Annotated in this window: 9 protein-coding genes; 5 read left to right on the top strand and 4 right to left on the bottom strand. The window is 63.9% G+C overall.

Going from position 1 to position 13,306, the window contains the following annotated elements; all coding sequences use genetic code 11:
• Positions 1–80: 80 nt before the first annotated feature.
• The gene (locus OE856_RS04660; RefSeq protein ID WP_263714892.1) at positions 81–677 is read left to right on the top strand and encodes a helix-turn-helix transcriptional regulator; all 597 of its coding nucleotides are present in this window, start codon (positions 81–83) and stop codon (positions 675–677) included.
• A 63-nt stretch (positions 678–740) separates the two neighbouring features.
• Here the strand turns inward: OE856_RS04660 and metG are convergent, their stop codons facing one another.
• On the bottom strand, positions 741–2,459 hold the full coding sequence (gene metG / locus OE856_RS04665) for a methionine--tRNA ligase (RefSeq protein WP_263714893.1): 1,719 nt from the start codon (positions 2,457–2,459) through the stop codon (positions 741–743).
• Positions 2,460–2,600: 141 nt separating this feature from the next.
• Here metG and OE856_RS04670 point away from each other — a divergent pair, with 141 nt between their 5' ends.
• Positions 2,601–3,644, top strand: coding sequence for an aldo/keto reductase (locus OE856_RS04670; RefSeq protein WP_263714894.1), 1,044 nt, complete (start codon positions 2,601–2,603; stop codon positions 3,642–3,644).
• A 7-nt stretch (positions 3,645–3,651) separates the two neighbouring features.
• Entirely contained in the window at positions 3,652–4,146 is a 495-nt protein-coding gene (locus OE856_RS04675; protein ID WP_263714895.1) for a thioesterase family protein, read from the top strand.
• Between the two features lie 2 nt (positions 4,147–4,148).
• Here OE856_RS04675 and OE856_RS04680 read toward each other — a convergent pair whose 3' ends face one another.
• Both OE856_RS04680 and OE856_RS04685 read right to left on the bottom strand, forming a co-directional pair.
• Positions 4,149–4,865: a TerC family protein gene (locus tag OE856_RS04680; RefSeq protein WP_263714896.1), complete on the bottom strand. Its 717-nt coding sequence runs from the start codon at positions 4,863–4,865 to the stop codon at positions 4,149–4,151.
• Between the two features lie 92 nt (positions 4,866–4,957).
• On the bottom strand, positions 4,958–8,401 hold the full coding sequence (locus OE856_RS04685) for a pyruvate carboxylase (protein WP_263714897.1): 3,444 nt from the start codon (positions 8,399–8,401) through the stop codon (positions 4,958–4,960).
• Between the two features lie 236 nt (positions 8,402–8,637).
• Between OE856_RS04685 and OE856_RS04690 the strand changes: the two genes are divergently transcribed.
• Complete coding sequence (locus OE856_RS04690; RefSeq protein WP_412174856.1) at positions 8,638–10,986, top strand: ATP-dependent helicase; 2,349 nt, start codon at positions 8,638–8,640, stop codon at positions 10,984–10,986.
• 433 nt (positions 10,987–11,419) lie between these two features.
• On the opposite strand, the gene OE856_RS04695 is transcribed toward OE856_RS04690, so the two are convergent.
• Positions 11,420–11,650: a DUF1127 domain-containing protein gene (locus OE856_RS04695; RefSeq protein WP_263714898.1), complete on the bottom strand. Its 231-nt coding sequence runs from the start codon at positions 11,648–11,650 to the stop codon at positions 11,420–11,422.
• A gap of 238 nt (positions 11,651–11,888) precedes the next feature.
• On the opposite strand from OE856_RS04695, the gene OE856_RS04700 reads away from it, so the two are divergent.
• On the top strand, positions 11,889–12,974 hold the full coding sequence (locus OE856_RS04700; RefSeq protein ID WP_263714899.1) for an Mrp/NBP35 family ATP-binding protein: 1,086 nt from the start codon (positions 11,889–11,891) through the stop codon (positions 12,972–12,974).
• Positions 12,975–13,306 lie beyond the last annotated feature (332 nt).

Raw genomic sequence — 13,306 nt, forward strand, 5'->3', positions numbered from 1 at the left:
GGTTGCTTTCCGCTGGTATGGCCATGCGACTCCGCTTAGACATGACGTGGCGTCAGTTTTAGTGAATGGAATGGGTCTCGATGAGTATGCGCTCGCTTTATGCCGACGTCAGCCTGCTGCAAGGCCCCAGGGCCTGCAGCATCCTGTGCAAGACGATGCTGGTGCCGATGTTCATGTTCATCGCGCTGGAACTGTTCCTGCTGATCATGCCGCCGCAAAGCGGGCCGATGGTGCGGATCGCCGAATATCTGCACTGGATGAGCATCGTGCTGGTGATGATGGTCTATGTGGTCTGGGTTCGCGGCATCAACCGCAACGCCGAGCAGATCTCGCAGGACCTCAGCGAAAGCCTGCGCCAGCAGCGCGACATGAAGCGGATCGTGCGCGGCCATCTCGATGTCGAGTTCGACCGCTGGAACCTCAGCGCGGCCGAACGTGACGTGGCGCTGTTGTCGCTCAAGGGGCTGAAGATCTCGCAGATCGCGGAATTCCGGCAAACGCGCGAAGGCACGGTCAAGGCGCAGCTGAACGCCATATTCCGCAAGGCGGGGGTCTCGTCGCGGCCCGAGCTGCTGGCCCAGTGTCTGGATGTCATCCTAGAACTGGGCGCCGACGGCTGCACCGACGATCTGTGCGTCTGCTCGCATGACCACCGCGATGGCGGGCCCTGCCACTAGCCAGACGCGCAAACGCCGGGTGAGGACACCCGGCGCGCGTGGATCGGCATCAGCCGGTGTTGCTTAGCTGCGCACGCCCGCGAACCGGGCCTGCCAGTCTTCGCGTTCCTCGTCGCTGATCTTGCGGAACAGAACGTCGGGCACGCTAAAGACGTGGCCGGCGGGCAGGGCGCTTAGCGCGGCGGCCACGTCTTCGGGCCAGGCGTCGTTTTCGGTCTGCATCGCCGCCAGCATCGCGGCGGATGCGTCGGGGATGAAAGGCTGCGACAGCACCGCGTAAAGGCGGATCAGGTTCAGGCCCAGGCGCACCTGCGCGGCGGCTTTTTCGGGGTCTTCCTTGAAGGTCGACCAGGGCGCGGCGGATTGCAGGTATTCGTTGCCCGCCACCCAGATCGCGCGCAGCTCGGACGCGGCCTTGCGCACCTCCATCGCCTCCATGTGACCCTCGTAGGCGCGGATGCGGGTGGTCAGATCGGCGATCAGCGCCTCTTCCTGTTCGCCGAACGCGCCGCCCTCGGGCACGGCCTCGGTGAATTTCGAGCGGCAGAACTTGGTGATGCGGCTGACGAAATTGCCCAGCACATCGGCCAGGTCCTTGTTGACCGATTGCTGGAAGTTCTCCCATGTGAATTCGCTGTCACCGCTTTCGGGCGCGTGGCTCAGCAGCCACCAGCGCCAGTAATCGCTGGGCAGGATCGACAGGGCCTGATCCATGAACACGCCGCGGCCCTGGCTGGTCGAGAACTGGCCGCCATCATAGTTCAGATAGTTGAACGACTTGATGTAATCGACCAGTTTCCAAGGCTCGCGCGAGCCCATGATCGTGGCCGGGAAAGACAGGGTGTGGAAGGGCACGTTGTCCTTGCCCATGAACTGCACATAACGCACGTCATCCGCGCCCTTGTCGGTGCGCCACCAGCGTTCCCAGTCGGCATCCGACTTGCCGTTGGCATCGGCCCATTCGGCGGTGGCGGCGATATATTCGATGGGCGCGTCGAACCAGACGTAGAACACCTTGCCCTCCATCCCCGGCCAGGGCGCATCGCCCTTGGTGACCGGGATGCCCCAGTTCAGGTCGCGCGTGATGCCGCGATCTTGCAGCCCGTCGCCATCATGCAGCCATTTCTTGGCGATCGAGGTGGTCAGGATCGGCCAGCCCGCCTGGCTGTCGATCCACTGGTCGATCTCGTCCTTCAGCAGGGTCTGCCGCAGGTAAAGGTGCTTGGTCTCGCGCACCTCAAGGTCGGTCGAGCCCGACACGGCCGAGCGCGGCTCGATAAGGTCGGTCGGGTCCAGCTGCTTGGTGCAGTTCTCGCACTGGTCGCCGCGGGCCTTGTCATAGCCGCAGTTGGGGCAGGTGCCCTCGATATAGCGGTCGGGCAGAAAGCGGCCATCGGCATTGGAATAGACCTGCTTTTCAACGACTTCTTCGATGAACCCGTTTTCGGCCAGCTTGTTGGCCAGATGCTGGGTGATGGCGTGGTTGCGCCCCGAGGACGAGCGGCCATAGTGGTCGAACGACAGCCGGAAGCCCTTGGCCAGCTCGGCCTGCTCGCCATGCATCCGCGCGCAGTATTCGGCCACACCTTCGCCGGTCTTGGCGGCGGCCAGCTCGGCCGGGGTGCCGTGCTCGTCGGTGGCGCAGATGAACATCACCTCGTGGCCGCGGTTCCGCATGTAGCGGGCATAAAGATCGGCCGGCAGCTGCGAGCCGACCAGATTGCCCAGATGCTTGATGCCGTTGATATAGGGCAGGGCCGAGGTGATGAGGATGCGTGCCATGAAAGAATGCCTTTTGTCCCGGTTTGCGCATGGGTTTAACGCCACGATCCGCAAAGGGCCAGAGGCTGATTGCGGGCAGGGGGGTTGCGCGCGCCGGGCAGGGGGCTAGTCTTTGACGGCAACCAACCAGCGGAGGCGGACATGCGCAGGACGATCCTTGGCGACAGCGGTATCAAGGTCTCGGCGATTTGCCTGGGCTCGATGACCTGGGGCACCCAGAACACCCAGGCCGAGGGCCACACCCAGATCGACCGCGCGCTGGATCGCGGCGTCAATTTCATCGACACCGCCGAGATGTATCCGGTCAACCCGGCCAGCCTGGAAACCGCCGGTGGCACCGAGGAAATCATCGGCAACTGGTTCGCCCGCACCGGGCGTCGCGGCGACGTGGTGCTGGCGACCAAGGTCACGGGCAAGGGCTCGGCCACTGTCAAGGACGGCCCCGCCATCACGCCCGACCGCATCCGTGCGGCCACCGAAGCGTCGCTGCGGCGGCTGCAATCCGATTACATCGATCTCTGCCAGTTTCACTGGCCGAACCGTGGGTCGTATCATTTCCGTCAGAACTGGGCCTATGACCCGTCCGGGCAGGATCGCGCCGCCACGTTGGACAACATGCAGGCCTGTCTGGAAACGCTGGCCGCGCTGGTGACCGAGGGCAAGATCCGCGCTTTTGGCCTGTCGAACGAAACCGCCTGGGGCACCGCGCAATGGCTGCGCCTGGCCGGGCAGGGCGCCGGGCCGCGGGCGCAGTCGGTGCAGAACGAATACTCGCTCCTGTGCCGGTTCTATGATCTGGATATGGCCGAGCTGGGTCATAACGAACAGGTCACGCTCTTGGCCTATTCGCCTCTGGCGGGGGGGCTGCTGACCGGCAAATACGCGGGTGACGTCACGCCCGAGGGCTCGCGCCGTTCGTTGCACCCCACGCTGCATGGCCGCATCACCCCCCGTGTGTGGGAGGCCGTGTCCTCCTATCTGGGCATCGCCCATGATCACGGGCTGGACCCCGTACAGATGGCCATAGCCTGGATCATGGCGCGCCCCTTCCCGGTGGTGCCGATCATCGGCGCCACCTCGATGGATCAGCTGGAAACCGCGCTGGGGGCCGCCGATCTGACCCTGAGCGACGAGGTTCAGGACGCGATCGAAGAGGCCCACAAGGGCCACCCCATGCCGTATTGAGGCTTTGATGCGCACCACCACGCAACCCGAGGCCCTGAGCCAGCCCCAGCCCGTCATCACATTCGCCTGCCCGGTCGCGCCGGACTGGGCCGATTTCAACGGCCATATGACCGAATGGCGTTACCTCAAGATGTTCGCCGACAGCCTTGAGGTGATCATGGAGCTGATCGGCTGTGACGCCGCCTATATCGCGGCGGGCAACAGTTTCTTCACCGCCGAAACCCATGTCTGCCATACCGGCGAGGTGCATGTCGGCACCGAGATCACCTGCGCGGTCACCTGCCTGAAAGGCAGCGGCAAGGTGCTGCATGTCTGGCAGGAAATCCGCGCCGGCGACCGCCTGCTGGCCACGGCCGAGCAGGTGATGATCCATGTCGACCTGGCCACCCGCAAGGGCGCACCGCCGCTGGAGCCGGTGGCCGGCAACATGGCCCGGCTCGAGGCGCTGCATGCCGACCTGCCGCGCGACGCGCGCATCGGGCGGGCGATACGGGTCAGGTAGATCTAACCCGCCCGCCGCCGTTTGGCGCGCAGCAGGTTCAGCCCCTCGACCGCGCCCGAGAACACCATGGCGGCATAGATGAACCCGCGCTCGATATGGTGGTGCAGGCCATCGGCGACCAGCGCCATGCCGACCATCACCAGGAAGGCCAGCGCCAGCATCTTGGTCGACGGGTGGGCCTCGACGAAATCGGCGATGGGTTGGGCGGCCAGCATCATCACGATCACCGCCACTACCACGGCGGCGATCATGACCGGCAGGTGATCGGCGATACCCACGGCGGTGATCACGCTGTCGAGCGAGAACACCAGGTCCAGCACCATGATCTGCATGATCACCGCGCTGAAAGTGGCCTGCGCGGCTGATGGGCCATGGTTGGCGGGGCCTTCGACCTCTTCGAAGATCTCGGTCGAGGCCTTCCAGATCAGGAACAGCCCGCCCGCCAGCAGGATGATGTCGCGCCAGGACAGATCAAAGCCCATGATCGACATGAAAGGTTCGGCCAGAGACACGATCCAGGCGATCGAGGCCAAAAGCCCCAGCCGCAAGACCAGCGCCCCGGTCAGCCCGATATAGCGCGCGCGGCGGCGTTGCTCGGCCGGCAGGCGCTGGGCGACGATCGAGATGAAAATCACGTTGTCCACGCCCAGGACGATTTCCAGAATGGTCAGCGTCAGAAACGACGCCCAGACGGCGGGGTCGGTCAGCAATTCGAACATGCTCTGTCCCTCAAAGCGATACGCAGCGCAGACATAATAAAGATCCGGGGCGCCGCTAGTGCCCCGGATATCTATTTTTTCGCAGCTCTGCGCTAGTCAAGTTCGACCAGCAGATCCTTGGCGTCGATCTGGGCGCCGGGGGTGACATGCACCGCCTTGATCACCGCGTCACGGTCGGCATGAATACCGGTTTCCATCTTCATCGCCTCGATGGTCAACAGCAGGTCGCCCTGTTTCACCCGCGACCCCACGGTGGCGGCAACGCTGGCCACCACGCCCGGCATCGGCGCGCCGATATGGTTGGCATTGCCCAGCTCGGCCTTGGGCCGTTTGGCGACGGCGGATTTGGCCTTGCGGTCGGGCACGCGGATCACGCGGGGCTGGCCGTTCAGTTCAAAGAACACCCGTGCCTCGCCATCCTCGTTGGTCTCACCAATGGCCTGCATGCGGATTTCCAGCGTCTTGCCGGGGTCGATCTCGGCGCTGATTTCCTCGCCCGGCTGCATGCCGTAGAAATAGGTATGGGTGGGCAGGGTGCGCACCGGGCCATAGTCGCGGTGACGGCCCATGTAATCGAGGAACACCTTGGGATACATAAGGTATCCGTTCAGATCCTCGTTATCGACCTCGAACCCGTCCAGTTTTTTCACCAGCTCGGCACGGGTGGCCTCGATATCGACGGCGGGCAGGTGCTTGCCGGGGCGCTCGGTATTGGGGCGCTCGCCCTTGAGCACCTTGTCGATGATCGCCTCGGGGAAGCCGCCCGGCGGCTGGCCCAGATTGCCGCGCATCATGTCCACGACCGAGTCCGGGAAAGCGACATCGGTTTTCGGGTCTTCGACCTCGGCGCGGCTCAGGCCCTGGCTGACCATCATCAGCGCCATGTCGCCCACCACCTTGGATGAGGGCGTCACCTTGACGATATCGCCGAACATCTGGTTCACGTCGGCATACATCTGCGCCACCTCGTGCCAGCGTTCCTCCAGCCCCAGACTGCGGGCCTGCGCCTTGAGATTGGTGAACTGCCCGCCGGGCATCTCGTGCAGGTAAACCTCGGACGCGGGCGCGCGGGTGCCGCTTTCAAAGGCGGTGTACTGGGTGCGCACGGCCTCCCAGTAATCGCTGATCTCGCGGATCGCCTTGATGTCCAGCTCGGTGTCACGCTCGGTATGGCGCAGCGCCTCGACCACCGAGCCAAGGCAGGGCTGCGAGGTGCCGCCCGAGAACGCATCCATCGCCGCATCGACCGCATCGACCCCGGCCGCACTGGCGGCCAGGATCGTGGCGCCGGCGATGCCGCTGGTGTCATGGGTGTGGAAATGGATCGGCAGGCCGACCTCTTCGCGCAGCGCCTTGATCAGCAGACTGGCGGCGGCGGGCTTCAACAGGCCCGCCATATCTTTCAGGCCCAGGATATGCGCACCCGCATCGCGCAGCTCCTTGCCCATGCCCACGTAGTATTTCAGGTCATACTTGGCGCGCGCCGGGTCCAGGATATCGCCGGTGTAACAGATCGTGCCTTCGCAGATCTTGCCGCTGTCGACCACCGCATCCATGGCGACGCGCATGTTTTCCACCCAGTTCAGGCTGTCGAACACGCGGAACACATCGACGCCCGTGTCGGCCGCCTGCGCCACAAAGGCCTGCACCACATTGTCGGGATAGTTGGTATAGCCCACCCCGTTCGAGGCCCGCAGCAGCATCTGCGTCAGCAGGTTCGGCATGGCGCGGCGCAGGTCGCGCAGGCGCTGCCAGGGGCATTCCTGCAAGAACCTGTAGGCCACGTCAAAGGTCGCGCCTCCCCAGCATTCGACGCTGAACAGCTGCGGCAGGTTGGCGGCGTAGGCGGGGGCCACCTCGATCATGTCGATCGAACGCATCCGCGTCGCCAAGAGCGACTGGTGCCCGTCGCGCATCGTGGTGTCGGTCAGCAACAGTTGTTTCTGCGCCGCCATCCAGTCGGCCACACCCTGCGCGCCACGCTCTAGCAGGATCTGCCGGGTGCCCGCGGGCGGGGTGTCGACGCGGCGCGCCGGCGCCTTGGGCAGCTTGGCCTCGGCGGGCGGTTTCGGGCGGCCCATGGTTTCCGGGTGCCCGTTGACCGAGATATCGGCGATGTAATTCAGGATCTTGGTCGCCCGGTCGCGCCGCGCCTGAAACTGGAACAGCTCGGGCGTCTGGTCGATGAACTTGGTGTGATACTCGTTGTTGAGGAACATCGGGTGTTTCAGCAGGTTCTCGACAAAGGCGATGTTGGTCGCCACGCCGCGAATGCGGAACTCGCGCAGGGCGCGGTCCATCCGGGCGATCGCGGCCTCGGGTGTGGGGGCCCAGGCGGTGACCTTTTCCAGCAGGCTGTCGTAATAGCGCGTGATCACCGCGCCCGAATAGGCGGTGCCGCCATCCAGTCGAATGCCCATGCCCGTGGCGCCGCGATAGGCGGTGATGCGGCCGTAATCGGGGATGAAATTGTTCAGCGGGTCTTCGGTGGTGATCCGGCATTGCAGCGCATGGCCCGACAGGGTGACATCCGACTGCGTGGCGACGCCCGTGGCCTCGGCCAGCGATTTACCCTCGGCGATCAGGATCTGCGCGCGCACGATGTCGATGCCGGTGACCTCTTCGGTAACGGTATGTTCCACCTGCACGCGGGGGTTCACCTCGATGAAATAGAATTCACCGCTGTCCATATCCATCAGGAATTCGACCGTGCCGGCGCATTCGTAATTCACATGCTGGCAGATCATCTTGCCCAGCTCGCACAGATGGGTGCGCTGGGCGTCGGTCAGATAGGGGGCGGGCGCGCGCTCGACCACCTTTTGGTTGCGCCGCTGGACCGAGCAGTCGCGCTCCCACAGGTGATAGATATGGCCGTGGCTGTCGCCCAGGATCTGCACCTCGACGTGACGCGCGCGCAGGATCATCTTTTCCAGATACCCCTCGCCGTTGCCAAAGGCGGCCTCGGCCTCGCGCCGGCCTTCACGCACCTTTTCCGCCAATTCGGCCTCGGACATGATCGGACGCATCCCGCGCCCGCCACCGCCCCAGCTGGCCTTGAGCATCAAGGGATAGCCCACCTGCGCCGCCTGTGCGCGGATCGCGTCCATGTCATCGCCCAGAACCTCGGTCGCGGGGATGACCGGCACGCCAGCCTCGATCGCCACGCGCCGCGCGCTGGCCTTGTCGCCCAACTGGCGCATGGTCTTGGCCTTGGGGCCGATAAAGGTGATCCCGGCCGCATCGCAGGCATCGACGAAATCGGGGTTCTCCGACAACAGCCCATAGCCCGGATGAATCGCATCCGCCCCGCTTTCCTTGGCCACGCGGATGATTTCGGGAATCGACAGATAGGCGGCCACAGGCCCCAACCCCTCGCCGATCTTGTAGGCCTCGTCAGCCTTGAACCGGTGCAGGCTCAGCTTGTCCTCTTCGGCATAGACGGCCACGGTGCGTTTGCCCATCTCGTTGGCGGCGCGCAGAACGCGGATGGCAATCTCACTGCGGTTGGCGACGAGAATCTTCTTGAAATCCGACATCGAAGGAAGCTCTCCTGACTGAGTATTGCGCGGGTGCGCGGGGGGTCGTGTTGGCCGACGATTATTCAGCATAACCCGAGATTGAAAGTTTTTTGTTACATTTGCAGGCCAAATAGGTCAGAAAATCTATCCAATTGTGACCTTTTAGTCATTCGTTCCGCGATTTCCGGGGGCGAGGTGCGAACAATAGCGGAACACTTCTTTCCCTCGACCAAACCCGGCGCTAGATTGCCGCCATGAGCAGCGATACCAATCCTTTGGCCCCCAAACCTTCCTTGTCCCAGATGGCGATGGCGCGCCAGCCATCGGGTCAGGCGTGTGCGTACATGGACGGGCTGAACCCCGAACAGCGCCTTGCGGTCGAAACGCTGGAGGGGCCGGTTCTGATGCTTGCGGGCGCGGGTACCGGCAAGACCAAGGCGCTGACCACGCGGATCGCCCATCTGCTGCATACACGCACTGCCTTTCCCAACCAGATCCTGGCCGTGACCTTTACCAACAAGGCCGCGCGCGAGATGAAGCTGCGGGTTGGGGCCCAGCTGGGGGAGCCGGCCGAGGGGATGCCGTGGCTGGGCACGTTCCACGCCATCTGCGTCAAGCTGCTGCGCCGTCACGCCGAGCTGGCGGGGCTGAAGTCGAACTTCACCATCCTCGACACCGACGATCAGATCCGCCTGCTGAAACAGGTGATCACTGCCGCCAATATCGACGAAAAACGCTGGCCCGCCCGCGCGCTGGCGGGGATCATCGACAACTGGAAGAACCGCGCCTGGACGCCCGAACATGTGCCCGTGGCCGAGGCCTCGGCCTTTGACGGGCGCGGGGTCGATCTTTACGCCGCCTACCAGAAACGCCTGTTGGAGCTGAACGCCGTCGATTTCGGCGACCTGCTGCTGCATGTGGTGACGATCTTTCAAATCCACCCCGATGTGCTGGCCGACTACCAGCGCCGGTTCCGTTATATCCTTGTTGACGAATATCAGGACACCAACGTCGCCCAATACCTGTGGCTGCGGCTGCTGGCGGGCGCGCATAGCAATATCTGCTGCGTGGGCGATGATGATCAGTCGATCTATGGCTGGCGCGGGGCCGAGGTGGGCAACATCCTGCGCTTTGAGAAAGATTTCCCCGGCGCCAAGGTCATCCGGCTGGAGCAGAACTATCGCTCGACCCCGCATATCCTGGCCGCTGCCAGCGGCGTGATCACGGGCAACAAAGATCGTCTGGGCAAAACTCTTTGGACCGAAGCCGAAGAGGGCGAAAAGGTGCGCCTGACCGGCTATTGGGACGGCGAGGAAGAGGCCCGCAGCATCGGCGAAGAGATCGAGGCTATGCAGCGCGGCACCCGTGGCGCGGCGCCCAAATCGCTGAACCAGATCGCCATCCTTGTCCGCGCCAGCAACCAGATGCGCGCGTTCGAGGATCGGTTCCTGTCGATCGGGTTGCCCTACCGCGTGGTCGGCGGCCCGCGCTTTTACGAGCGTTTGGAAATCCGCGACGCGATGGCCTATTTCCGCGTCGTCACCAGCCCCAGCGATGATCTCGCCTTTGAGCGGATCGTGAACACGCCCAAGCGCGGGCTGGGCGAGAAGGCCCAGCAAAACATCCAGACCATCGCGCGCGCCAATGGCGTGCCGCTGGTCGAGGGCGCGCGCATCCTGCTGGCCGAGGGCGGCATCACCGGCAAGGGCGCGGGGCAGCTGCGGCACCTGATCGACAGCCTGGCGCGCTGGCACGACATGGTGCAGCGTCCCGAGACCAACCATATCGAACTGGCCGAGATCATTCTGGATGAATCCGGCTATACCGCCATGTGGCAGAACGACAAGACACTCGAGGCGCCGGGCCGGCTGGAGAACCTCAAGGAACTGGTCAAGGCGCTGGAGGAACACGTTAACCTGCAAGGGTTCCTCGAACATATCGCGCTGATCATGGACAACGAGAAAGATGCCGAGACCGAAAAGGTCACGCTGATGACCCTGCACGCGGCCAAGGGGGTGGAATTTCCGGTCGTGTTTCTGCCGGCGTGGGAGGATGGCCTCTTTCCCAGCCAGCGCAGCATGGATGAAACTGGCGCCAAGGGCCTCGAGGAAGAGCGCCGCCTGGCCTATGTCGGCATCACCCGGGCCGAGGAAATCTGCGCGATTTCATTCGCCTCAAACCGGCGCGTCTATGGCAAGTGGCTATCGCAGATGCCGTCGCGGTTCATCGATGAACTGCCCGCCGATCATGTCGAGGTGGAAACCCCGCCCGGTCTGCATGGCGGCGGATACGGCGCGGCGGGCATGGCCAGCACGGTCGAGGATCGCGCGGCGCGGGCCGATGTCTACAGCTCTCCGGGCTGGAAACGCCTGCAAAGCCGCAGCCAGACCCATGCCCCGCGCGGCGGCGGCTATGTGATCGACGGCGCGGCGACACCGGTGTTCAAACCCGGCGCGCGCGTGTTCCATACGAAATTCGGCTATGGCACCGTGATGGGGGTCGAGGCCGACAAGCTGGATGTCGAATTCGACAAGGCCGGCGCGAAAAAGCTGATGGCGAAATTCGTGGTCGAGGCCGACCGGGCGGGCGACGTGCCGTTCTGACACTGGCCCTGCATGGAAACGAAAAACGGCGGCGTCACAGGGATCTGTGCGCCGCCGTTTCCTTTCGCGGGCCCCGGATGAGGAAGGAAGGGGCCGATGCGTCGTGTGGTTCGGGATCCGGCCCGAACCGGAAAGTGCGAGCGGCAGCATCAGGGAGGAGGAGGATGCTGCCGCTCTGGTCTGCGAGGGCCTCAGGGAGGAGGAGAAGGCCTGCGCATGTCGTTGGGGCGATAGCCCCGGGTTCTTATGGCCGGCGGCACCAGGGAGGAGGAAGGCGCCGCCGGTCATGTCAACGCGGGCAAAGGAGGAGGAGAAGCCCGCGTATTCTGTTGGGCCGATCAGGCCCGGTATAAAAAGGCGGCGACATCAGGGAGGAGGTCGATGCCGCCGCAATTTACAGAAGGCCCAGGGAGGAGGAGGGGCCTTCTGGTTCTTATTCCTGAGGTCCGTAGGTCGCCTCGATGGCGGCGCTGCGGATCATCGAACGATTCAGGCCCATATCGGCCAGCTGTGCGTCGTCCAGTGCGGCCAGCTCGCGCATGGTGCGCTTGAACTGGCGGCGATACTTCAGCTCTTCACGGGTCACGTCGGCTACGCGACGGATCCATTCGCCAAGGGCGGAATGGCCGGCATATTCTGCCCCGATGTGATGTGCGTGTGCCATGTTTCACACTTTCCTGGTTCTGCAATTGCGGCGGTGTTAGCGCCGCGTTCCAGTCAAAGATACGTCGATGCTGCGACTGCACAATGAACGTTTGCGAAATGCTGCTATGCAGAAAGCGCATACGTGCGTGATGGCTGGAAATTTGGTCGAAATGCCCTTGAAATAAGCCGATTGTCGCAGGGCCTTGCTCTTGCGCGCCGGATGGTCATGTTGGGCGGGCAACACAAGGAGAAAACCCATGGATCAGTCACGCCGCGTCATTCTTGACACTTTGGGGCGCGTTTCCCTGCCCGACGGTGGCGATCTGGTGTCGCGTGACCTGGTTCGGGCGCTGAGCGTCGAGTCGGGCGTGGTCAAGTTCGTGATCGAAGTGGCCGATGCCACCCAGGCGCGTTCCTATGAGTCGGTCCTCAAGGCCGCCGAGGCGGCGCTGATGGCCCTGCCTGAGGTCTCGCAGGTGTCTGCCGTGCTGACCGCCCATGGCGGCGCGACCCGTCAGCCGCCCGCGGCGAAAGGGGCGGTGGCGCCCGCGCTCAAGGTCGGGGGGCACCCCACGCCCGGCGCGATCGAGGTGCCCGGCGTCAAGCGCATCCTGGCCGTGGCCTCGGGCAAGGGCGGGGTCGGAAAATCGACCGTGTCGTCGAACCTGGCCGTGGCGCTGGCGCGGCAGGGGCGCAAGGTCGGCCTGCTGGATGCAGATATATATGGCCCGTCCCAGCCGCGCATGATGGGCGTCAGCAAGCGCCCGGCCTCGCCCGATGGCAAGACCATCGAGCCGCCCCAGGCGCACGGGGTGACGATGATGTCGATCGGGCTGATGGTCGATCCCGATCAGGCGGTGGTCTGGCGTGGGCCGATGCTGATGGGGGCGCTGCAACAGATGCTGGGGCAGGTGGCCTGGGGCGAGTTGGACGTGCTGATCGTCGATCTGCCGCCGGGTACGGGCGATGTGCAGCTGACCCTGTGCCAGCGAGCGCCGCTCAGCGGGGCGCTGGTCGTGTCCACGCCGCAGGACGTGGCGCTGTTGGATGCGCGCAAGGCGATCGACATGTTCAACAAGCTGAAAACCCCGGTTCTGGGCCTGATCGAGAACATGTCAATGTATGTCTGCCCGAACTGTGGGCATGAGGCGCATATCTTTGGCCATGGTGGCGTGCGGGCCGAGGCCGAAAAGCTGGGCGTGCCCTTCCTGGGCGAGCTACCCCTGGCGCTGGAAGTGCGCGAGGCGGGCGACGCCGGCACGCCGGTGGCGGCGGGCGAGGGGCCGGTGGCCGATGCCTATGCCCGGCTGGCTGCCGGGCTGGTCGCGGGTGGGCTGGCCTGATCTCCTACGGGAAATGATGGGAAGCAGCTGGGGCCACGCCGGGAAACCGGGGTGGCCCTGATGATTCACGGGGTCAATTTGCCTGTGCCGTGTGAATCAACAGAGTGTTTCCAATATTTTTGGGAAATCACGGGAACCATCAGCACTAATGGCTGGATGTCTATATATAGTGTTATCGCTATAATTCATGTCGATTGGTGGTGTGTTGGCAGTGAAAATCTCCCTATATGTTGTTCTGGAGAGGTGCGAGAAGCAGGATCTTGTGCTGGGTCAGTGAAAAAACCAGTTGATTTCCATGAATTCCCATGGCATCCCTAAGTCATCGGCAGAGG

This window comes from Actibacterium sp. XHP0104 (assembly GCF_025751515.1).
Lineage (GTDB): Bacteria > Pseudomonadota > Alphaproteobacteria > Rhodobacterales > Rhodobacteraceae > Actibacterium_D.